Origin of the sequence: Aeoliella mucimassa, assembly GCF_007748035.1 — a bacterium.
GTDB classification, from domain to species: Bacteria; Planctomycetota; Planctomycetia; order Pirellulales; family Lacipirellulaceae; genus Aeoliella; species Aeoliella mucimassa.
In genome coordinates this window covers 4,438,752-4,460,969 of the sequence record NZ_CP036278.1, presented here as the reverse complement: position 1 = coordinate 4,460,969, position 22,218 = coordinate 4,438,752, and the positions used below count along the sequence as shown (strand labels likewise).

Sequence of the window (22,218 nt, the reverse complement as noted above, 5' to 3'; positions counted from 1 at the left end):
GACTAGGGGGAAGCTAGCCTCAGCTCGCAGGGCGAGAGAGGGTTCGCCGCAAGCGAAACTCACGTGACGCGTGGCGGAAGGGCTGCTAAAGGTTTATCCTAACAGTCTACATAGCGCTCCAGTACCTGACAATGAACCCTCGATTTCCCGTGTCGCACAGTTTTTTCCTTGATGAATGTTGGTTTCTCACCGGTGCCACGGCGGTCGGCAAGACTCGCGTCGGCCTCGACTTGGCTCAGCGGTTGGGGGCCGAGATCGTGTCGCTCGATTCCATGGCCATTTACCGCGGCATGGACATCGGCACCGCCAAGCCGAGTCGCGAAGAGCAGCAGGTCGTCCCGCACCATCTGATCGACGTGTGCGACCCGGCCGACGAGTACAGTGTTGCCCAGTATTTGGATGCGGCCGAGCAGGTGGTTCGCGACATCCGTAGCCGGGGCCGCGAGGCGTTGTTCGTCGGCGGAACGCCGATGTGGCTCAAGTGCCTGATGCGGGGATTCTTCGAAGGGCCTCCGGCCGACTGGCAGCTGCGCGAACAAATCGAGCGCGAGGCCGCCGAACTCGCTCCCGGCGAGCTGCACAAGCGACTCGTCGCGGTCGATCCCCTGGCCGCCGAGGTGATTCATCCCAACGATACCCGCCGGATCGTGCGGGCGCTTGAGGTGTTCCGTTCGACTGGCGAACCAATCAGCCACCAGCAGCTGGAGTTCGAAGACGCTCGCCCGGCCGAGGAGTGCCGAGTGTTTGTGTTGCACCGCGAACGCGAGGAGCAGCATCGTCGCATCGAAGATCGGGTGGATCAGATGCTGGCCGCCGGACTGGTGGACGAAGTGAAGCAGCTCACCGCCGATGGCAAGCAACTGGGACGCACCGCCAGCCAGGCGGTGGGTTACCAGGAGGTGCTCGAGTATCTCGCTGGCGAATGCGACGAGCCGACGATGATCGAGAAGATCAAAACGCGGACGCGCCGCTTCGCAAAACGTCAGGGCACCTGGTTTCGCGGTCTCAGCGAATGCCGGTGGATCGAGCTTGTCGACGACTCCACTCCGGCAAGCGTTGCCGAGCAGATTCTCGCTCAGTTCGATGCTTAGTCGGTTAGCCTTCGACGATCGGGATGATCACCGCGGCCAGTACGCCCATCGCCAGCACGATCACGAGTAATCCGACGAAGATCCAGACGATGATCGAAGTGCGGTACTTGATGTGCGGAGTCAGGCGAACAATCTCTTGATACTCGGGCGAGAATATGTACTTGCCCTTCTGCGATTGCAGCAACCATAAGAAGTAGATGCTGATCAGGGTGCCGATCGGCAACGCTGGCAGCCCGAACGCTGCGAGCACGGTAGCTGGCAATTGAACTTTTGGGTTAAGTTTGCGAAGTCCTAGACCAGTCCAAAGTTGAAATCCACTCAACCCACCAAGAAAGAGGATAAGCAGCGGAATCACGAGGAGTACACTACCAGGAACGTTTTGGTCGGGCCCCATCGCAAACATCACCACCAGTCCGAACATCATGAAGGCCGTGTAAATAACACCTAAGCCCCCACCAAGAATAAACAAGAAACCCATCGATTTGATCGATGCTTCGTGCGAAATATGCTCTTGCCGAATCCTCTCTGCATCTGCCAGGTGAGGGTCTTGAGGCAGGGGAGGGGCCAGGTCGCTTAGGGGAGAGGCAAACGGATTATCCGTTCCCAGGCCTTGATCGAAATCGCTCATGCGTCAGTGTCCCTATGCTTGGGATGGGCGAAGACCAGCGCTTCACCTTACGCTTATCATGCGCAGAATTCGACGACAAGAAAAGCCTGATCCATGCGAACCAAGGTCCTGTCGCAATATTACCGCTGGCGACTTACCACGAAGGTAGCGAGGGTTTCGAGCGACGTTTTGGCGGCCGAAGGTTCCAGGTTCTTGATGTCCGATAGTGCCTGCGAGGCGTATTGCTCGGCCGTATCGCGGGCGAAATCGATCGACCCCGACTCCGCCAGGGCGGCGATCAACTCTTGCTGGTCGGTTTTGTCATCGACCAACGCGAGGAACGCTTGTCGTGGGCCATCGACCCGGGAGTCGCGAGCGTGAATCAGCGGAAGCGTCATCTTGCGTTTCGCCAGATCGCGTCCTAGCGACTTTCCGGTAGTCGATTCGTTGCCACACAGGTCGAGCAAGTCGTCGGCAATCTGGAAAGCGATACCGAGGTTCCGCCCGTAGGAGGCCAGGGCCTCGATGGTTGCCTTGTCGGCATCGGCGTACAACGCGCCTAGGTGGCAGCAGCACGAGCAGAGCTCGGCCGTCTTGGCGTCGATGATCGAGAAATAGTCTTCCACGCCGATTTCCAGATCGCCTTCGGCGAGCGTTTGCTGCATCTCGCCTTCGCAGACGCGATTGGTGCTCTTGCCAATGAGCTGGCAGGCGTCGGCCGAGCCGATAGTGGCCGCCAGGTAGAACGCATGCGAGAACAGGAAGTCGCCAAGCAGCACGCTGGTTTCGTTGCCCCAGCGGGCGTTGATGGTATCGACATGCCGCCGGAGGTCGGCTTCATCAAGGATGTCGTCGTGAACCAGCGTTGCGGTGTGGATCATCTCCACCACCACGGCCAGCGTTTCGTGGGCGTCGTTCAGCGGGCCGACGGCTTTGCCAGCCAGCAGTAGCAGGGCAGGGCGGAGCCGTTTGCCGCCGAGGCGATACCCATGGCGAACCACTTCGTCGACGCGCCCATGGTCGCTCTGCAGTTCCGACTGCAGGCGAGTTTCGACGGTGCTGAGTTCGTCGCGGACCACTGCGAAAAGGTCGCTTCCGGCCATTCGATTCGTTTCGCTTGTGGTTCCGACTCGTGTCATTCTGGGTCCTGTGCGCCCTACTTAAGTGGCGTTGGAGGCCGGGCCATTACCGATCGACCTGTCCTTCACGATTCCATACGCCAGTCTTTCCGCCCGACTTGTGTTCGAGTTGCACGCGCTCGATCACAACACCGCGGTCCGCCGATTTTACCATGTCGTACACCGTGAGGGCAGCGGTACTGGCGGCTACGAGGGCTTCCATTTCGACCCCCGTCTTGCCTTCGGTGCCAACTTGCGAACGAATCACCAGCGTATCGGGTGCTTCTCCAAATAACTCTATGTTTACGCTGCTAATTGGCAATGGGTGACACAGCGGAATAAGGTCACCAGTACGTTTGGCCGCCATGATTCCCGCCAGGCGGGCCACTTCGAGCACATTGCCCTTTTCGGCCTGACCTTGCTGAATTAGCTGCAGGGTCGACGCTTGCATTACCACCCGGGCCGAAGCCACGGCTTGCCGATGCGTCACAGGCTTACCGCTGACGTCTACCATGTGGCTGCCGCCGTCGGCGTTGAAATGGGGAAGTTCGTCCACGGGCGATCGGTCGAATGGCGGGTTTAGCGGGCGTTTTCGCGGTATTCTAGCAAAACAAGCCGGCAAAGTGCCAACCGATTTCCGGCATCAAACCGCCCGACTGCCGAGATGCCTGAGTAAGTCACGCAACGGAATCCGAACGCCTGAGCCGATGCGATCGCATGCCGCACGCTCAAGCCAATTGTGTTGAGTGGATACGACTCTGCCTTAGCAACCTGCCGAGAGGTAGCATCCCGCTGCGCGGAGTACCGGACGCTCGGACTTGGAGTACCGCCGGAACTGTCGGAGGCCAAAGCAGTTCGGGAGCTAGAACGTGACTTCCAGCTCCCGACGATGGCGTATCCAGGGTTCAACCCGCTTGTTTTACGGGTTCGACGATCAGCTTGGAGTCGGCTGCCGGATCTTCGCGAACCAGGCGGAACGACTTCGGAGGATCGCGACGCTCGCGAATGTAGCCGCGGGTGCCGGTTCGCAGGAATGGGGCAAACTCGGCGGCTGGCCCGGCGTCGTATTGCTCTTCAAGGGCTTCGATCAGCTGCTCGAAGTGGAAGCCACTGCGGTAAATCAGATTGTAGGCTTCTTTGATCTGGGTCCGCTCGTGAGGCGTTGCTCCGGCCCGACGCAGACCCACGCGGTTGAGTCCCACCACGCGATTCGATTCGCCATCGACCATCATATAGGGCAGCACGTCCTGGTCGAGTCGAGCAAGGCCGCCGATCATGGCGACTCGTCCGATGTGGCAGAACTGGTGCACCGCGGCTCCGCCACCCAGGTAGGCACGATCGCCCACCGTGACGTGGCCGCCGAGCAGGGCATTGTTGGTGAGCACCACGTTGTTGCCAATGATGCAGTCGTGGGCGATGTGCGAGCCAACCATCAGCAGGCAATCGTTACCGATAATCGTGGCTTGGTCGGGAATGAACGCCCGGTGAAGCGTGACGTTCTCGCGAATCATGTTGCGGTCGCCGATCATCAGGCGGCCGGGATTCTCGGGTTGGTGGAGGTGTTGCGGCAAACCGCCCACGATGGCGCCTTCGCCGATCAGGTTTTCGCAACCCATGGTGGTGCCGCTCTTCACGGAAGCGCGGGCGGCAATCTGGCAACGGTCGCCGATCTCGACGTCGTCCTCCACCACGGCGAAGGGCCCGATTTCGACATCGACGCCTAGTTTGGCACGGGGGCTTACTTCGGCAAGGGGGTGGATTATCACTGCGGGTCCCTCATTAGCAGGGGCCACATCGGCAACGGCGGTCGCGCGCGGGTGGCCTGATTTGGTGGTAGCCGATGGCCGGCGAGTTTGCGGGAATCGCCCCATGGCCAAAGGTCCCCGAGGCGGGGGCCATCATGGGATCGTTATCGGCCGCGCCGATCATGCCCCCTTAACGGAACGTAACGATTTTGCCCATTCGTCCAGATGTGGTACCTGGCGGCCGGGTAGTTCACTGGCCTTCGTCCTGCTAGCATGAACGGGAAGGTCACCGGCCTTGAGCCAAAGTTGTCTGCCCCTCCAACTTTATTCCGATTGCATTATGTCCACTCCGATCGAACTCTATAACGAAGCCGAAAAGCTGAAAGCCGAAGGCAAGCTCGAAGAAGCTATCACCAAACTGCAAGCGGCCATCGAGGCTAAGCCAGACTATTCGTTGGCCCACGCTGCCTTGGCGGTGGTGTACCAGAAACTCGGTAAGCACGACGAGGCCATCTCGCACGCCCAACGCAACTGCGAGCTGGAACCGAACGACCCGTTCAGCTTCGCGGCCATGAGCGTAACCTACCAGCGGGCGTACGCGGGTACCGGCGAAATGAAGTACATCCCCATGGCCGAAGAAGCCATGGAACGCAGCCGGATTCTGCAGATGCAGCAAGGCTAGTGAGAAAAGCAAACGGCCATCGGCCTTCGGTTCGCTGCGGAAGCAACGGTATAACCGAAGGCCAACGGCCGGCTTGGGCGTTTCGCGATAAGTGGTTCGCGATTAGCCTTGCGACTTGGTAACCACGCGCTTTTGCACGTCGGTTTCCAGCACGCCGAAAGCTTGCTCGTGCCGTTGTACCGACATGTGCAATGCTTGCAGCATCCGCTTGGCAGTGTAGTAGTTGGTGACGATTCGCTGCTTCACTTCCACTGGCTCGCTAGGCACCCCGTAAGGCTGCGAGTTCAGGCCGAAGTCCAGAATCAACTCTTCAGGTGTTCCGGTTACGCGGCAGAAGTTCGCATAGCTGCAGATGGCGTCCTTATCGGTTACTTCCACGCGGGCCCGTTGCTGAGCAGCGCCTTCGGCGGGTGGAGTGGTTTCAGAAGCAGGTTTTTCGGGCGTTTCGGCCATTGTGCTGTTCCCCTGGGAAGAGTGGACAAAATTAGTGGTTTTGGTGGAGCTTACGAATCCAGCTCCTACCGCACCAGAACTCAAGTCTAAGTCATGGGATGGAATCGCGTCCAGCGCCCACGGAACTCCCCGGTTTCTTCCTAGTTTTCCGCCGGAGTAATGCTCAGAATCACACTCTCACCAAGTAGGGGACTCTCGTAGCTGGCAAGCCGGCGAAGCTGCAGGCCTTTCATCACGCCGTAATGTCTCGCCTCACCCCGTTCTTCTACCCAAGCTTTCCCTTTTATCAGGACCAGCCGGTCGAACGCATCCCAATGCGGAGCCAGCCAGGTGAGCATTTTCTTGAGCGACGCCACGCCACGGGCGACGAGTGCACCTTGTGTGGTGACTTCCAGCACCTCTTCGGCGCGGGCGGGATAAACCGTGATCGGCAACGCCAGGTTTGCTACCAGGTCTTCTAGCACCCGCGACTTCTTGCCAACCGAATCGCAAAGCGACACCGTGAGGTCAGGGCGTAAGATTGCCAGCGGAATGCCAGGCACACCGCCGCCGGAACCGACGTCGAGCACTCGCTCGCCTTGCTCCAGGTGCTTGGCCAGTTCGACCGTATCGAGCAAGTCGCGGGCGGCGAACTTGGCGAACGTCGTATGCCGGGTCAGATTGATTTTTTCATTCCAATCCCACAGCAGCTGACGATACGCATCGAGCTGGGCGAGTTGATCTTCGGAAATGTCGAGCCCGAGCCACTCGACCGCAGCGGCCAGCGACTCGAATTCGGGGACTTCAATAGGGTTGGGAGTTTCGTTCATAAGGCACATTGTCTATGTTCACTCGAGAACTGACAACGGACCACCGCCCCTTAGACACCCATGTTTGGCATTATCAACGTAAACAAGCCGGCCGGCTGGACCTCGCGCGACGTGGTAAACCGCGTGCAGCGGCTTGTACGACCGGCCAAGGCAGGTCACGCCGGCACGCTCGACCCTTTGGCCACCGGGGTGCTGCTGGTTTGCGTGGGGCCGGCTACCCGGCTCATCGATCACCTGCAGCAGATGCCTAAACGCTATGTCGGCACGTTTCGAATGGGAGTCACGAGCCCCAGCGACGATACCGAGCTAGAGCTGACTCCGGTGCCTAATGCCGCGGTTCCCGAGCTGGCCGACATCGAGGCCAAGCTGCCCGAGTTCACCGGCGACATCTTGCAGCGACCACCTGCCTACTCGGCCATCAAGATCAAAGGTCGCAAGGCCTACGACCTCGCCCGCGAAGGCAAAGCAGTCGATTTGGCCCCTCGACCAGTGACGATCTACTCGGTTCGCGTCGTGCGTTATGAGCACCCCGAACTGGTGCTCGATATCGAATGCGGCAGCGGAACCTACATCCGTTCGCTCGGCCGCGACCTGGCCGAGGCGCTGGGAACCGGGGCGGTGATGAGTGCGCTCGAGCGAACCGCTATCGGTGAGTTCCAAGTGGCCGAATCCTGCACGCCGGATGAGATAAAGGAGCAAGGTCCCGAGCCATTTCTGCAGTCGGCCGTCGGGGCGGTCGCCAAGCTGCCTCGTATCGAATTGACACCTGCTGACGTGGAAACCATCCATCACGGGCGGTCGATCCACCGCGATGGTTCCGAGCACCCGGAATGGGCAGCGATCGACCCGAATGGGCAATTGGTCGCTTTGCTCGTTCCGCGCGGCAACGGGGCCCTCGGTCCCCGCATGGTGTTCAAACCGAAACGGTAATCTGACCGGTTGTATCGGTTGCACCGATTCTTCGCTCAGCGGTGCGCTAGCTGGCGCTGTTGTACTTGCTACGCACGTTATGTGTGTCGCACTGACCACGAAGTGAGTAGCGCCGACGGTTGGAATCTTGGGTGCGAACCTCACGGATGGACGATGAATCTCGATGACTGGATATTGTTGCGCCATGGACCGGCGCTTCCACTGCATCGTCCTCCCCATTAGTCCGCGGTCGGTCCTGTCCCTATGTTTGAGAATCGCAATCGCCAACTCGATGTGGCAGCGCTCGCGCTGGTGGCCATTACGTTGTTGGTGGGCCTGTCGCTTATTACCTACCATCGCAGCGACCCCTGCACGCTCGCCGGGGAGTCGGTAAGTATGGTCTACCCGCCGGCCGAATCGCCGCAGAACGCGTGCGGTCGACTGGGAGCGGTGTTGGCCTACCAGATGCTCGATAAGTTTGGCATCGGTGCCTACTTTGTGTTGGGATCGTTGATTGTCGTCACCGGTTTAACGCTGCTCCAGCGCTCTGTGAATCAGTGGCTCATTCGTTCCGTTGGCTGGGGGCTCACTCTGGTGGCCATCTGCACGCTGGCATCGTTGCTGCTGCCGAATTGGACTCCCGGCCCGGTTGTCGGTGCTGGAGGATACCTGGGAGCAATGGGGCGAGCCTGGCTACAAGTTAACTTTGCCCAGGCGGGGGCCCTGATCTTCACCTTCTCGGTGCTTGCAGCAGGTCTGTTGCTCTGCACTGATTACCTTGTGTTGCAAGTCGCAGCGACTACGACCAAAGTCTCCGGGCGAAGCCTGGCCACCTTGGGGCGGGCGACCACCAGCTCCCTGCGCCCGAAAACCGACCTCGAAAACGGCGTGCAACTCGAAGACGAAGAGGAGTACGAGACCGACGAGTACGAATACGAAGACGAGGGAGAGTGGGAAGAGGACTACGAAGACGAGGAAGAGGAGGATGCCGATTCCGCCCCGCTGACGGTCCGCACGCCCGGCGATAAGCAGTCGGAAGCCGCCGACACCGCTGAGGCCGAAGAACAAGCCGCCAAGTCGGCTACCAAGAGCCCCTTGGGACGAGTTGCCAGCCGCATTGCCTCGGCTTTGTCGGGCGAGGCCAAGCCCGACGAATCGGAAGAGGTGCCCGCCGAGGAAGAAGCAGCCGAGCAAGAGTCGACGCCAGCCGCCCAGCAGGACACCGACGAGCAAACAGGGCCGCGACTCAAGAAACCCCGTCAAAAGAGCGAACGCGAATCGATCATCGAGCAACTCGAAGCGGCCGACATGGGGCACGAGCCCAAGGCCAATTACGAACTGCCCTCGGTTGAGCTGCTGCTGCTTCCGGAAGATATTTCGTACGAAGAGCACGAGAAGGAAGTCCGTCGCAAGGCGAAGATCCTCGAACGCACCTTCAAGAACTTTGGGTTCAACGTGCGGGTGGTCGAAATCGAGACCGGACCTGTGATTGCGCAGTACGAAGTACAGCTCGAAGCAGGGCTGCGGCTTTCGAAGATCACCGGCCTGGCCGACGATCTGGCCATTGCGCTGCGGGTGCCGAGTGTGCGTATCGTGGCGCCGATCCCCGGCAAAAATACCGTGGGTATCGAAGTGCCCAACGAAACCCGGCAATTGGTTCGCTTGCGTGAGGTCATCGAAGAGACCAATGGCAAAGCCAGTCGGATGAAGATACCGGTGTACTTGGGCAAAGACGTGGCCGGCAATCCGATGATTGTCGACCTGACTTCGATGCCTCACCTGTTGATCGCGGGCCGAACCGGTACCGGTAAGAGTGTGTGTCTCAACACCATTATCGTCTCGATGCTGATGAGCCGCGGCCCCGACGAGGTGCGGATGCTGATGATCGACCCGAAGATGGTCGAATTATCGGGCTATCGCAAGTTGCCGCACTTGATGCATCCAGTGGTGACCGACATGAAAAAGGCCGAGGCCATCCTGGCCTGGGCGGTCGACAAAATGGAAGAACGCTACACGTTGCTCGCCCGCGCAGGGGTGCGTCACGTGAGCGTTTACAATCAGCTTGGCGAGGAGGAGCTGCGCGACCGCATTGAACCGACGAGCGAGTCGGAGTGGGAGGAGATTCCCAAGCAGCTTCCGTTCATCGTGATCGTGGCCGACGAAATGGCCGACCTTATGATGACCGCCGGCAAGGACGTCGAGCAGCATATTATCCGCTTGGCCCAAAAGAGCCGGGCGGTCGGTATCCATTTGATTCTCGCCACTCAGAAACCAACGGTCGACGTCATCACCGGTTTGATCAAAAGTAACCTGCCCGCCCGTCTTGCCTTCCAAGTTGCCAGCCGCACGGATAGTCGCGTGGTTCTCGACGAAATGGGAGCGGAAAAGCTGCTGGGCAATGGCGACATGCTGTTCCTCTCGCCAGGCACGAGCATGCTGCTGCGTGGGCAAGGAACCTACTTGTCCGACGACGAGATCACTCGCGTGGTCGACTTCGTCGGCACCGACGAACCACAGTTCGCTGGCGAGCTGATGCAGCTCAAGACCAAAGAAGAGGTCGAAGCAACCGCTGGTAGCCTGAAGAATCGCGATGAACTCTACGAAGCAGCCATCGAGGTCGTCGTGACCGAAGGGCGCGGTAGCGTGTCGCTGCTGCAGCGGGCCCTCGGCATCGGCTACGGTCGGGCCGCCCGGCTGATTGACTTCATGGCCGAAGATGGCATCGTCGGCCAGTACAACGGCTCGCAGGCTCGCGAAGTGACCATCACCATGGAAGAGTGGGAAGCGATGAAGGCGGGCGGCGACGAGTCGAGCGAGCCCCCGCCCGCCCCCGAACCAGCACCGAAGCGGACCAACCGCATTGCGTTTAGCTCCGACGACCAGGCCGAGCAAAACGGGGAGACCCCCGTCGAGCTGCTCGACTCCCCGCCGGCCAAGATTGCGGCCGAAGAGGAGGAAGACGAAGAAGAGTACGAAGAGGAATACGAGGACGACGAACCGTACGACGAGGAAGAGTACGACGACGAAGGAGCCTGGGACGAGGAAGACTCCGCGGACGATGCCCCCGAAGAGGAGGCTTATGAGGAAGAATACGAAGAAGACCAAGGGGAGTGGGAGGAATCTGACGAGGAGTGCGACGAAGCGGAAGACGAACGGGAACCCGTGGCGTGAGCCATCGCTGCTAGCACTACCCGTGGCCGACGTTGACCGCTCACCGCGAATCTCTATACTCCGCATGCTCGAACGCGCAACTTTTTGATTTCGTTGTTTTCTGCCTGCGAGTCCCTCCATGTCTACTGGCTGGTCCGATATCCATTGTCACTTGCTTCCCGGCATCGACGACGGCGCTGCCGACGCCGACGAAGCCTTGAAAATGGCTCGTATTGCCGTGGAGCAAGGCACCTCGACCATTGTGGTCACCCCGCATCAGTTGGGCATCTGGCGACAGAACGAGGCCAGCGACATTCGCCGCCGGACTAACGAGCTGCAGGAGCTACTGAACGCCCATCAGATTCCGCTCGTTGTTCTTCCTGGCGGTGAGATCCGCATCGAAGACGATATGCCTCAGCTGCTCGATGCCGACGTGCTCATGACCCTCGGCGACCACAAGCGGCATGTGCTGGTCGAGCAACCATTCGAAATCTATTTTCCGCTTGAGCCGATCGCCCAGCTGCTTAAACAGCGAGGTCTGGTTGGCATCCTGGCCCACCCCGAACGCAATCGCGGCATCATGGCCCAGCCCGGTTTGGTGGGCGAGCTGGTGGACGCAGGGTGGTTAGTTCAGGTGACCACTGGCAGTTTGACCGGTGCGTTTGGACCCAAGTGCCAGCAACTGGCCGAAGAGTTTGTTCGCTCGGGCTGCTCGCATTTTCTCTCAACCGACGCACATGGGCCAAAGTCCAGGCGGCCGTTGTTCCGAGATGCCTATCAGCGGGCGACCGAATTGGCCGGCGAAGAGGCAGCGCTCGCGATGTGTCGCGACAACCCACGCCGAGTGGCCGAAGGTCGCGAAGTGAATCCCGGTCGTTTGATGGTCAAACCGCCCTCGCGCGGATGGCGATTCTGGAAAAGGGTTGGCTAGCGCATGGCACTTACGCGACGCAAATTCTGCCAAATGGCACTGGCTACCGGTGCCGCTTCGTGGTTGGTGCCCCGCGCGTCGGTTGCCGCACCGACGTGGGTCGACCAGCGCCAGGTAGGCCCGTTTATCTGCCAGTCGGCGTTTCCGCTCGTACAGCATCAAGAACTGCTGGCCGAATTGCCCCCTCTCGAGCGGGAGCTGCAGCGGGTGCTAGCAGTGCGTCCGCTGAAGAGTCCCATCTACCTTTACCTGCTTGCTAGCGAGGAGCAGCACAAGGCTTACATTGCCGAACGCTACCCGCAGATTCCCTACCGCCGGGCGTTGTACGTTCGCCAGGACGACCAGTCGAACATCTTTGCCTACTACGACAAGGAGCTTCCTGTCGACTTGCGCCACGAGTGCACGCATGCCTTGTTGCATGGCGATTTGCCGATGGTGCCGCTCTGGTTGGATGAAGGTCTCGCCGAGTATTTTGAGGTGAAAAAGGAAGATCGCGCCCGGAAGAATCCCCATTTGCGACCTTTGAAGCGGGATCTCGCCTTCAAAGGCATTCCCTACATCAGCGAGCTGGAACGCCACGAGAAGCTCGAAGAGATGACCGCTCGTGACTATCGGCATAGCTGGGCGTGGGTTCATTTCATGCTCCACGGTCCGCGGGCTGCTCATGCGGAACTGGTGATGTACCTGCTCGACATCCGCTCGAACACCGTGCCTGGCAGCCTGGGCGAGCGTCTGGCTCGGGCGGTTCCCAACGTGCAAGCTCACCTGATTCAGCACTTCCGGAACCTCTGAAAAAATAGGCATCTTGCGTGTGTTTCCGCAAATTGCCTCGGTTCAAAATCTCTTTGAAGTATCGTTCGAGGAATGGCCGATACGCCCTAGGAGCAACGATTGTGCGACATGGTAGGCGTCATGCATGCGCAGGTTGCTAGCTGCATCGTGCTTCGTTTACTTGGCGGATCAGAACCGCCTCACCTGATACCCTCCAAGGAAGTCATAGGTATTTGCATGAAACTCATTACGCTACAGCGTTTGGCTGCTGCGATTGCGTGCATGGGAATGATCGTTCCCAGTGCCGCGCTGGCTGCCGAACCCCAAGTTCAACCTGTTCAACAAGTGCAAAAAGCACCCGTTAGCTTGGACGTCGCCCTCGACGCTCAAGGTAACTTCAAAGGCCAGCTGGTCGACGCCCAGGGCGTTGCTCAGAAGGGTGTTGAAGTCGCCATGCTGTACAATGGTCGCGAAGTCACTCGTTCGGTTACCGACGAGCAGGGCAAGTTCGCTGCCCCTGTTTTGCGCGGCGGTCAGTACGAAGTGGTTGCTCAAGGTCAAGTTGCCAGCTATCGCGTGTGGAACGCCGGCCAGGCACCTCCAATGGCTCGCCCTGCTGCGTTGATGATCACCAACGCCGACGTGGTAAACGGCCAGTTCGGCACTCTCGGCTACGGTGGTGGCGTCCTCAATTGGATGCAAGCTCACCCGCTGATCGTCGCCGGTGCAGTGGTTACTGCCATTGCCGTTCCGGTTGCGATTACCGCTTCGGACGACGATTCGAGCAGCTAATGAGCTAGCACTCGTAGCAAATCAGAACAACGCACCCCGTCGGTTGCTTGCAACCGGCGGGGTTGCTCTTTTGGTAAATGGTCTCCTTCGCTAATATCCGCCGCTGCTGAGCCATGCATTGGCTTCGGTTAAGGGGTTGGAGTTAGATCTTTTCTGGAGGCTCTAAGATGATTCGCTCGTCGCGATTGGGTTACACGGTTCGGATAGTTACTGTCATGGCGCTGCTTACCGGGCAGCAGGTCATCGCTGCTCCCCCTGTGGAACAGGCACCGCAAGTCGAGGAAGCCGCTTCTTCGGTGGATGTCGCACTGAGCGAAGGTGGTGTGCTGCAAGGCTACGTGGTCGACGCCCAAGGCGTGCCCGCCATGGGCATCGAAGTCAAACTCACCGCGCCCGATGGCCAGATGGTCTCGACAATCTCCGATCACAAAGGACGCTTCGGCTACCGAGGTCTCGCCGGAGCGGCTTATCAGCTCGAAACCGAAAACGGAGTGGTTGCCTGCCGTGCTTGGACCGCCGAAGCGGCTCCGCCGCGAGCAGCCACCAGCTTGCTGGTCGTGCATGACGATACGCTGGTCCGCGGCCAATGGTCGGCTCCTCCCATGGTGAACCACACTACCGGGCGGTTGAAGCGGGCCTTCACCAACCCGTTCTTCGTTGCCACTGTGGTGGGTGCTGCGATTGCCATCCCCGTAGCGATTCACAACGCGAACGACGACTCGAGCAGCTAACCGCTCACGAGCCAAAACACTCCCAACACTCCTCGCGGAACCACGGTTCTTCGAGGAGTGTTTTTTTCGTTGCATTTTCAATTCTCCCGCACAGCTTAACAGGCGACGGGGGGATTCCGCCGTTGTCCGCCGAAGCGGGCTCGACTTGCGTGTTAGTCTCAGCCGATCGAATTGGTAGGCACCTTCTGTCCACAGTGCCTTCTCAGTTGATGGTCGTCGCAAGGGACTGCGCAATAGGGCCAAGGTTATTCGGAGGGATTCGTTATGGCGGCAATTGGTTGGTTTGGTTACGCACGGCTGGCCTATTTCTCGCAGCCTCAACACGAGCGGATGCTCTACAAGCAGATCCGCAAGCAACCGCCTCAACGCATTGTTGAAGTCGGCATCGGATCGACCGAACGTGCGGTGCAGTTGATTCGTGTGGCCCAGCGCTACCGCACCGACTCGCCGATCTCGTACACCGGGTTCGATTGCTTCGAAGAGCGACCTGCCGGCGCGGCTCCGTTGCCGTTGATCCACGCCCATCGTCAGCTTCAGCTCACCGGTGCGCGGGTGCGACTCGTCCCCGGTTTCCCCGCAGCGACGTTGCCGCAGTTGGCCAACTCGTTGCAGCGGACCGACATGATGCTCATCTCGAGCGATGTCGACGACGCCTCGCTCGAAAAAGCTTGGTTCTACATGCCGCGGATGTGCCATGAGCAAACGCTGGTACTTCGCGAACTTCGCGTGAGCGACGAGCAGTCGCGGTTCGAGTTGATCTCGCAAGCCGAGTTGCAACGTCGCGCCGAAGTGCGCACCAAGCGGGCGGCTTAGGGTTGCTGCCGGTCAAGCGGGCGCGGTTACTTTGCTAGCCAACCCTTCTTTCGATACCAGTCGATGGTGTCGCGATAATGCTCGGCCAATGATTTGGCCGGCGCGAAGGCGGTTTGGTTCATCAGTTTCTCCGGCGAAGCCACCCAGCCCGACGCGGTACCTTCGCGGAATTTGTCGAGGTTCAGCGGCGACTCCTTCCCGCGGAGTCGTCCCGTGAGTTCCCCCACGGTGCCAGCGACGGCCATGGCCCATTTGCGGACCCGAATCACTCGCAGGCGTTGTTCGAGTGCGTCGGCGATCATCTGGCCCATCTCGGTGTAGGACGAAACCGTGGGATCGGCCGCGTAGTAGAGTCCGGTGCCGCGAGGGTCGGTCGGGTCGAGTCGCTCGCCATGGCGGGCGACCAGCAACAACGCCTGCGATAGATCGTCGGCATGCACCAACGAGAGCGGCAGCCCTGGCCGATGCACGATGTGCAGTCCGGTGCGCTGGATGCCTTTGGCCAGCACCAGCCCGGCGCTGTCGCCTTGGCCGAACACCACCGGCGGCCGCACGATGGTCGTTGGCACTTCGGCGGCCCACTCGCGGGCGGCCAGCTCGCCGTCGAGTTTGCTGCGACCGTAATTCGAGATCGGCGCCGCTTCGTTCCGCTCGGTGTGAGCGCCGGAAGCAGGCGAAGGCCCCGCGGCCGCGAGCGAGCTAGCGACCACCAGCACCGGCGGGTTCGCCTGCATCGCACAGGCTGCTGCGATGTTGCTGCACCCCGCGACGTTAACCTGGGCAAACTTCTCGTACGACGGAGCAAACACCCGCCCCGCGAGGTGGAACACGAAATCGACCCCCGCGACGGCCGCGTCGAGGGTTTCGGGTTTCGTCACGTCGCCGGTCACGAGCTGCACGCCGAGCGGCTCCAGTCGGCTCGTGTCAGCCGTTGGCCGCACTAAACAGGCGACATCGCCGCCGGCTGCTTGCAGCACCGGCACCAGCCGCGGTCCGATGAATCCAGTCGCTCCAGTAACCAAACAACGAGGCATTGTATTTTTCGAGTTCGTGTTTCAAGGCTGACATTCCACAAATTGCCCAGTCCGTCTACACTCCGACCATGGCAAACGTAAGCATCATACCGGTTTCCAGTCGCCGCGAGCAGCGCGAGTTCATCGACCTTCCTTGGCAACTCTACCGAGGCGACCCCAATTGGGTCCCTCCGTTGCGGCTCGAGCAGAAGGGGCTCGTCGGTTTTCGCCGGCACCCGTTCTACCAAACAGGCAAGGTAAAGACCTTTCTCGCCCAGCGCGATGGCGAAACCGTCGGCCGGGTCGCGGCCATCGTAAACCAGGTGCACAACGACTGGTACAAGGATAAGCTTGGCTTCTTCGGCTTTTTCGAGTCGGTCGACGATCCGGATGTCGCGGTGCCGTTGCTCGAGCAGGCCGGCGACTGGCTTCGCTCCCAGGGGATGACCGGCGTTCGCGGGCCCACCAACCCCTCGATCAATTACGAGTGGGGGCTGCTGATCGATGGATTCGATACGCCGCCGATGTTCATGATGACCTACAACCGTACCTACTACCCGCGGCTGATCGAAGCGGCCGGCTTCGAAAAAGTGCACGACATGTATGCCTACTACGGCCATGTCAGCATGCTCGGATCGATGAGCGAAAAGCATCGCATGATCGACGAAGGCATTCGCGAACGCTTCGGCGTGAAACTCCGCCCGATGGATCGCAAGAACTTCCGGGCGGAAGTCGAGATGTTTTTGAACATCTACAACAAAGCGCTCTCGGCAACGTGGGGATTTGTGCCACTGACCGAAGCCGAAATGAGTACCCTCGCAGGCCAGCTGAAGCACATGATCGTGCCCGACCTCACCCTGGTTGCCGAGGTCGAAGGAAAACCGATCGGCGTGATCTTTGGCCTGCTCGATTACAACGGTCGCATCCGCGAGATGGACGGGCGGCTATTCCCCTTCCGCTTCCTCAAGCTGCTGACGCGCCGCAAAGAAATCAAACGCATGCGGGTGGTCAGCGCGAACGTGTTGCCGGAGTATCAAAACTGGGGGGTCGGTATCACGCTCGCCCGCGGGTTGATCGAGCCGACGCTCCGCCATGGAATCGAGGAAGCCGAGTTCTCGTGGGTGCTCGAATCGAACGACCTGTCGCGGAAGACCATCGAGAAAGCAGGCGGAAAAAAATACAAAACTTATCGTATCTACGAGAAGTCGTTGGACTAAGTCGCTGCCACCGGCCCACGGTCGCACTGCGAATAGATTCCCACTTTCCCAAACACGATCGGATGGGAAAATTGAATTCCCGCTCCTCGCAGTAGGTAACCTGCATCCAGGTAACGAGTTGCGTCATCGAGCGGCTGAGCGACCCTCGGAAATAGATTCCCAGATGGGAATCTATTTTCAGCGGTGACTTACCAGCCTAGTGGCCCGAGCATCGCTGGCCGCGCGCACCGGTAGCCCTACGCGGCCCGCTTGCGACGCGAGTCGAGTGCTCCATTCTAGTTGATTGTCAAAGAACATTGGGAACATAAGTTCACTAGTGTATTCGATCATATCTAGTGGCCATTTTCAACCAAAATCGGTGCGACTTGGGAGTAAATATTTCCCTCCAAAGCTGTTAGGCGAGTGCCCCCGTGGTATACTGAAGGCTCATCTTTGGTAATACGCATCGCGACCTAGTTTGCCAGTTGGCAGAGGAGGGGGGCTAGTGGATCGGAATCGACTTGTTGGGTGTCTCCGTGGTGGGGTGGCCACGTTCCTTTTGCTTATGGCTGGGAACGCAGTAACAGCAGCCCCCATCTATTCGCTGACCGATCTTGGCGTGATGCCTGGCTTTAACTATAGCGAAGGGATCGACGTCAATAACGCTGGGCAGGTGGCCGTACGAGGGTGGGCGAGCGGTCACTTCACCGGATTTGTCTGGCAGGGTGGCAACCCGACACTGGTCGATTTGCCATACCAGTACAGTCAGCCATTGGGCATCAGCGAGGCTGGCGACGTGTATGGCTATGCCAGCCAGGGCCCTACGGACTCCGAAGGCTTCGTCTGGCGGGCAGGCACTTATGAACTACTGGGCCATGCTTCAGGTGGGCAGGATTGGACCCGCCCAGCCGACATGAACGCTTCTGGCACGATCGTCGGCTATAGCCTGGGAGACCCGTTGAACACTTCGCAAGTGTTTCTCTACGAGAACCGTGTGTTCTATCCCCTGGGAGTATTGCCTGTCGGCTTTCCTGGTACCGACCCAAGTGTGTCGCGACTTAACAGCGAAGCAACTGGAATTAACGACCACGGAGTAATTGTTGGTTACACCCAGAGTGTTTCGAACCAGCCTGGAGTTCCTGATCATCGTGCGTGGGCCTTGCAGAATGGAACCGCCATCGTGCTCGACGGTCCCTTCGATGGTGTCGACTACTCCCGCGCGCTCGGCATCAACAACGAAGGAACGATTTTTGGGTGGGCCCTCGATTCCACTAACAAGACGCACGCGGTGGTCTGGCGCGACCATAACCCCGAAGTCTTGCAGTCGCTACCTGATGCCAGCTACGTCACTCCGCCGGCTGATATCAATAGCGAGGATTGGGTCGTCGGAGCAATGCGCTTAGCGATGGATGGTGGCACCACCGAAGTTGCGGTGGTCTGGGATGCCGAGGGAATCGCTTACAACCTGAACGAACTCTTGGACGAAACCGGGGAAGGTTGGACTTTGCAAAAAGCCAACGGCATCAACGACCGGGGATGGATTGTTGGTCTCGCAACCAATCCACTCGGCGAGTCTCGCGGCTTCTTACTCATGCCGCCAGGGACCGACGTTCCCGAACCCCAGACAGCAGCGCTATTGCTCTCGGCAATGATCGGTGCCGGTTATCTCGGCAGGCGGCGCGGCTAGCAAAGTGTCGAGCGGGCGGGGGCTATAGGTCACCCGTTTGACAATAAAAAACAGGCCTGAGATCGGCTGTGATATCAGACCCGCAGGTCTTCTTTTGGTGGTCTCACTTCGGTGAGCCAGCTTGGTGTTACCCGAAGTAGTCGGGCTCCTGGCCGGCGATCCACTTGATGTTGCAACCGATGCTCGGGTGCTGCTCGTTGGTGGGAGCCTCGCCGCTGAGCACCGCGTCGACCGCCGCCCGCAGATCCTCGCCGGTCGGCTGGCTGCCGCTGTCGGGGCGGGTGGGTGCCACTCTACGCCGTTAACCCTTTCTTTGCCTTAAAAAAGAGGTCTCGATGTAACAGCGTATTTCGGCCATCCTTTCAGTTGAACCAAGGAAGGGGCGGCCATCACTTACCCGAAGGGAATCGGGCATGTTACATCGAGACACTCAAGTGCGGCTGAATATCGTGTGCCTTCGGCAATGTTTGCGTTGGTTGTTGGCGGGAATCTGTTGGCGAACGATCCGCTTCCGCAACGACTGCAGTTGGACTCCTCGGTCACTAATGGCAGCCGCGCTGTTATGGGCCTGGTCGGACGAGCAGACTCTCACCGAGCGTTTTTTCGTTGTGCGTAAGATACTACTCTGCCTCGATAAAGAGCAACAGCAACTGGCCACTTCCTACCAAGCCTTCATAAAAATCCTTCGTCGCTGGACGAAGCCGCTCGCCGCGTTGTTGCAGTCAGTGCTGCAACAACGGATGCAAGCGACGCTGACCGATTGCTGGCTCACCGCGGGATACCTCGTATTCGCGGTCGATGGTAGTCGCCTTGAATTGCCTCGCACCCGCTCGCACGAACAAGCCTATTCGACGATTCGTCACGCACGACGGGTAAAGAACAGTCGCTACAAGAGACGGCAGGCCAAAGATGCGAAGAAAGTCAACTCGCCTCAACTCTGGCTCACAACGATGTGGCACATCGGTACGGGATTGCCGTGGGACTGGCGGGTCGGACCTGGTGACAGTAGCGAACGTGTCCACTTGCGGGAGATGCTCACTAGCTTGCCAGCCGGGGCTTTGATAACGGCCGATGGCGGATTCATGGGGTACGAAGGGCTGCAAGCGATTATCAAAAGTGGCCGACACGTCCTGCTGCGAGTGGGAGCCAATGTGCGGTTGCTGAAACAGCTTGGTTATGTACGGGAATGGACCGGCACGGTCTATCTATGGCCCGATCGGGAATCGAAGCGTGGCAACGAACCGCTCGTGTTGCGACTGGTGGTCGCTACGGATGGCAAGCAGCCGGTCTACCTGGTTACCAATATCCTTTCTCGGCGTGAATTGAGCGACAAGCAGGTGATTGCATTGTATGCACGTCGCTGGGGCATCGAACTATTCTATCGCCATCTCAAGCAGACCTTTCACCGTCGAAAACTCCTCTCTCGCGAAGCCGAGAACGCCAAGCTCGAAATCACCTGGTCGTTGTTCGGCTTATGGGCGATGTCGCTGTTCGCGTTGGTCGAAGCGATGAAGCAAGGCATCACACCAGCAAAGTTGAGTTTCGCCAAGCTGCTGTTGGCGTTTCGCCGCACGATGCGTGATTACCTGCATCCAACGGAGAAAAACGAACGCCTGTGCGAGAGGCTTCGCCAAGCCATCATCGACAGCTACAAGAGAGCAAACAAAACCAGCCGCAACTACCCACGAAAAAAACAAGCCAAACCGCCAGGAGTACCACAACTGCTCACTGCTACCAAGACACAGGCCCTGCGAGCAAAGCAAATCAAACCAGTACTACGAAAAGGGTTAACGGCGTAGGGTGCCACTGTGGACTTACCCAGCAGTGACACCCAACACCGACGAATTGGCAGAAGGCTAACGACGCAGCACAACGATGCCTGTGGCCACCGCCAGCAGCGCAAGCAACGCGGTGCTCGGCTCGGGGATAGCATTCACACGAACATAGAAGTCGTTCGTCCACGTGTAAGTGGGGGTTACTGGCACTTCGCTTAAGTAATACCCATTCTCGTCGACGATCCGAAAGTCGGCATCATACTGGCCCAGCTTAGTGCCTTCGGCGAGAGTGAATTGAAGCGTGTGGTACTCGGTCACACTCAAGTGGTAGACGCCTCCTGGCAGCAGCGGAGTCACAACACCTTCCCGCTCGACGGCCACGCTCAACTCCGGTGCGGTTCCGATCAACTCCAAGTGGAAGTCACCCTCGGGTGTGCTGGGGATCAAGTAGTCCGACTCTGCATCGGGCGAAATGTTCATCGACGCCAGCGTGACCTCGCCATATTCAGAGCTACCTGGCAGGACATCCACCGGCAGTGGGGTGTGTCCGTTCGGATTGGTGCCGTTGTTTCCAAAGTAGACATGGTAGTGACTGACATGATGGTCGCGGAGGGTGATGAAGTTATCGAAGGTGGTGTCATCTTCACGACCGTCGATACCGAACGACAGGTGTATCGGGTTGGCCGAAGCTTGTCCGATGGCGAGGGCGGCAAAGGCGGCGAGCATGCCGCCAACAAACAAACGATTCATTGGTACTACTCCAAGAAAAAAAGGAATGAAACTGTCTGGGAATTGAAGGGGGGCGGGCGTCCCAGATCGCGCCCGCGGAAGTCGTGTCGAAGTTTGTTTCAGAGTGTCGGTTCCCGGATCGGCATCCAACGGCAAGAACGCGCTGACAACGGGAAGTGCCGATGCTCTAGTTCGTGGTAGTCGCATGGGTCGATTCCGTGGTTTCGGCGATTCAGGTGCGAACCATGAGGGGAGGGGGCTCTCGCGATTCGTGACTAGAATGCAATTGAGTTGCAAGTGGTTTTTGGTTGCGTCGCTCTAGTCGCGGTGCAATCCAATTGCAAGTAGGTGCAATATCGAAAATGGAACCTTGGAGATCGCGTCGTCGATTGCATCCACCCAGTCATTTGAAATAGTGGGGAATCCTGGGTGTTTTCTTGTGGAAATTGGCCACTAAATGTGCATTAATGATCACTATGTCATCGCGTGGTCGGTGCGATCGATAGTCGCCGTTGGCCGTGCGATGAAAAGCGAGGAGTTTCGCCGCTGCGCGATGCCGTCGCCTTAGGCTCGGTATGCAACGATGGCGCACTCCGCGAACGCCTGACCTCGAACCAGGAACAACTGACAACCTACGACTGACAACCAACTCACACCCCCGACGCTAGTGCAACTTGCCTATCGATGTTCTGAAGTGGCGGGCGTTTGGCCCGCTTGTCATCAACAATTCGCCGGAATGGCAACTCTGGATCTAGCGGTTTCGGCTTACACCAAAGAAAGGAATGCTACTGATGGATGCGAAGAGAGAATGGGGAGCAAACCCGAAGCTCCAAGCCGAGTCCTCTGCCAAGGGGACTGGAGATACGTATGCAGCCGCCACCACTGCTGACTGCAGCCAGCTTCGACCAGAGGGGGATGAGCATGGTTGTGCCCCCACTTTTTGGAGGCGGGGGCAAAACTCCCGGCGGGCGTTTTTTCGAAGCTTAAAGAAGTGCCGGGATTTACAGGACTTGAGCGAGGTTGGCTGCCTCGGAACGGAAAGAATAAAGCCCCCACGAATCGATTTCCCGATTCTGGGGGCAAAAAAACAGCTCGTAGCCGCGCCGCCACGCGGGCCGTGATTCATGGCAGGGGCGGCCAACCGTGTGGCTAACCGAGATCACATCGGTTGCTGGAAGCGACCTTCGAAGGGGTTCCCCCGCGGAGGTTACTAGGA

General features: G+C 59.1%; 21 protein-coding genes. 12 read left to right on the top strand and 9 right to left on the bottom strand.

Annotated features, from left to right (window positions below):
- Positions 1-149: 149 nt before the first annotated feature.
- Complete coding sequence (gene miaA / locus Pan181_RS17425; protein WP_197528457.1) at positions 150-1,091, top strand: tRNA (adenosine(37)-N6)-dimethylallyltransferase MiaA; 942 nt, start codon at positions 150-152, stop codon at positions 1,089-1,091.
- A 4-nt stretch (positions 1,092-1,095) separates the two neighbouring features.
- Here miaA and Pan181_RS17420 read toward each other — a convergent pair whose 3' ends face one another.
- The 4 genes from Pan181_RS17420 to lpxA all read right to left on the bottom strand — a co-directional run bounded on the left by Pan181_RS17420 (position 1,096) and on the right by lpxA (position 4,582).
- On the bottom strand, positions 1,096-1,719 hold the full coding sequence (locus tag Pan181_RS17420) for a hypothetical protein (RefSeq protein ID WP_145248591.1): 624 nt from the start codon (positions 1,717-1,719) through the stop codon (positions 1,096-1,098).
- A 119-nt stretch (positions 1,720-1,838) separates the two neighbouring features.
- On the bottom strand, positions 1,839-2,801 hold the full coding sequence (locus Pan181_RS17415; protein ID WP_197528456.1) for a polyprenyl synthetase family protein: 963 nt from the start codon (positions 2,799-2,801) through the stop codon (positions 1,839-1,841).
- An 82-nt stretch (positions 2,802-2,883) separates the two neighbouring features.
- Positions 2,884-3,372: a cyclic pyranopterin monophosphate synthase MoaC gene (gene moaC / locus Pan181_RS17410; protein ID WP_145248587.1), complete on the bottom strand. Its 489-nt coding sequence runs from the start codon at positions 3,370-3,372 to the stop codon at positions 2,884-2,886.
- Positions 3,373-3,721: 349 nt separating this feature from the next.
- Entirely contained in the window at positions 3,722-4,582 is an 861-nt protein-coding gene (gene lpxA, locus Pan181_RS17405; RefSeq protein ID WP_197528455.1) for an acyl-ACP--UDP-N-acetylglucosamine O-acyltransferase, read from the bottom strand.
- A 319-nt stretch (positions 4,583-4,901) separates the two neighbouring features.
- Here lpxA and Pan181_RS17400 point away from each other — a divergent pair, with 319 nt between their 5' ends.
- On the top strand, positions 4,902-5,243 hold the full coding sequence (locus Pan181_RS17400) for a tetratricopeptide repeat protein (RefSeq protein ID WP_145248583.1): 342 nt from the start codon (positions 4,902-4,904) through the stop codon (positions 5,241-5,243).
- A gap of 102 nt (positions 5,244-5,345) precedes the next feature.
- On the opposite strand, the gene Pan181_RS17395 is transcribed toward Pan181_RS17400, so the two are convergent.
- Both Pan181_RS17395 and rsmG read right to left on the bottom strand, forming a co-directional pair.
- Positions 5,346-5,696, bottom strand: coding sequence for a DUF3467 domain-containing protein (locus Pan181_RS17395; protein WP_145248580.1), 351 nt, complete (start codon positions 5,694-5,696; stop codon positions 5,346-5,348).
- Positions 5,697-5,836: 140 nt separating this feature from the next.
- On the bottom strand, positions 5,837-6,505 hold the full coding sequence (gene rsmG / locus Pan181_RS17390; protein ID WP_197528454.1) for a 16S rRNA (guanine(527)-N(7))-methyltransferase RsmG: 669 nt from the start codon (positions 6,503-6,505) through the stop codon (positions 5,837-5,839).
- Positions 6,506-6,565: 60 nt separating this feature from the next.
- Between rsmG and truB the strand changes: the two genes are divergently transcribed.
- The 7 genes from truB (at position 6,566) to Pan181_RS17355 (ending at position 14,602) form a co-directional block, all read left to right on the top strand.
- Positions 6,566-7,435, top strand: coding sequence for a tRNA pseudouridine(55) synthase TruB (gene truB, locus Pan181_RS17385; RefSeq protein ID WP_145248576.1), 870 nt, complete (start codon positions 6,566-6,568; stop codon positions 7,433-7,435).
- A gap of 243 nt (positions 7,436-7,678) precedes the next feature.
- Positions 7,679-10,585, top strand: coding sequence for a DNA translocase FtsK (locus Pan181_RS17380; RefSeq protein WP_145248574.1), 2,907 nt, complete (start codon positions 7,679-7,681; stop codon positions 10,583-10,585).
- A gap of 118 nt (positions 10,586-10,703) precedes the next feature.
- Positions 10,704-11,495: a tyrosine-protein phosphatase gene (locus Pan181_RS17375; RefSeq protein ID WP_145248572.1), complete on the top strand. Its 792-nt coding sequence runs from the start codon at positions 10,704-10,706 to the stop codon at positions 11,493-11,495.
- 33 nt (positions 11,496-11,528) lie between these two features.
- Positions 11,529-12,287: a hypothetical protein gene (locus tag Pan181_RS17370; RefSeq protein WP_145248570.1), complete on the top strand. Its 759-nt coding sequence runs from the start codon at positions 11,529-11,531 to the stop codon at positions 12,285-12,287.
- 216 nt (positions 12,288-12,503) lie between these two features.
- Positions 12,504-13,058 carry a carboxypeptidase-like regulatory domain-containing protein gene (locus Pan181_RS17365; protein WP_145248568.1) on the top strand — a complete coding sequence of 185 codons (555 nt, stop codon included), beginning with the start codon at positions 12,504-12,506 and terminating at the stop codon, positions 13,056-13,058.
- 167 nt (positions 13,059-13,225) lie between these two features.
- Complete coding sequence (locus Pan181_RS17360; RefSeq protein WP_145248566.1) at positions 13,226-13,789, top strand: carboxypeptidase-like regulatory domain-containing protein; 564 nt, start codon at positions 13,226-13,228, stop codon at positions 13,787-13,789.
- A 264-nt stretch (positions 13,790-14,053) separates the two neighbouring features.
- Entirely contained in the window at positions 14,054-14,602 is a 549-nt protein-coding gene (locus tag Pan181_RS17355) for a hypothetical protein (protein ID WP_145248564.1), read from the top strand.
- A 26-nt stretch (positions 14,603-14,628) separates the two neighbouring features.
- Here Pan181_RS17355 and Pan181_RS17350 read toward each other — a convergent pair whose 3' ends face one another.
- Positions 14,629-15,636, bottom strand: coding sequence for an NAD-dependent epimerase/dehydratase family protein (locus Pan181_RS17350; RefSeq protein WP_145248562.1), 1,008 nt, complete (start codon positions 15,634-15,636; stop codon positions 14,629-14,631).
- A 68-nt stretch (positions 15,637-15,704) separates the two neighbouring features.
- On the opposite strand from Pan181_RS17350, the gene Pan181_RS17345 reads away from it, so the two are divergent.
- Together Pan181_RS17345 and Pan181_RS17340 are read left to right on the top strand one after the other, a co-directional pair.
- A complete protein-coding gene (locus tag Pan181_RS17345; RefSeq protein WP_145248560.1) occupies positions 15,705-16,832 on the top strand; it encodes a GNAT family protein in 1,128 nt (375 codons plus the stop codon).
- A 544-nt stretch (positions 16,833-17,376) separates the two neighbouring features.
- Positions 17,377-18,498, top strand: coding sequence for a hypothetical protein (locus tag Pan181_RS17340; protein ID WP_145248558.1), 1,122 nt, complete (start codon positions 17,377-17,379; stop codon positions 18,496-18,498).
- Positions 18,499-18,625: 127 nt separating this feature from the next.
- On the opposite strand, the gene Pan181_RS17335 is transcribed toward Pan181_RS17340, so the two are convergent.
- Positions 18,626-18,790 carry a thioredoxin domain-containing protein gene (locus Pan181_RS17335; protein WP_197528453.1) on the bottom strand — a complete coding sequence of 55 codons (165 nt, stop codon included), beginning with the start codon at positions 18,788-18,790 and terminating at the stop codon, positions 18,626-18,628.
- Between the two features lie 253 nt (positions 18,791-19,043).
- Here Pan181_RS17335 and Pan181_RS17330 point away from each other — a divergent pair, with 253 nt between their 5' ends.
- Positions 19,044-20,297 carry an IS4 family transposase gene (locus Pan181_RS17330; RefSeq protein WP_197528324.1) on the top strand — a complete coding sequence of 418 codons (1,254 nt, stop codon included), beginning with the start codon at positions 19,044-19,046 and terminating at the stop codon, positions 20,295-20,297.
- A 57-nt stretch (positions 20,298-20,354) separates the two neighbouring features.
- Here the strand turns inward: Pan181_RS17330 and Pan181_RS17325 are convergent, their stop codons facing one another.
- Positions 20,355-21,023 (bottom strand): hypothetical protein, encoded by a 669-nt coding sequence (locus tag Pan181_RS17325; protein ID WP_145248556.1) that lies wholly within the window; start codon positions 21,021-21,023, stop codon positions 20,355-20,357.
- Positions 21,024-22,218 lie beyond the last annotated feature (1,195 nt).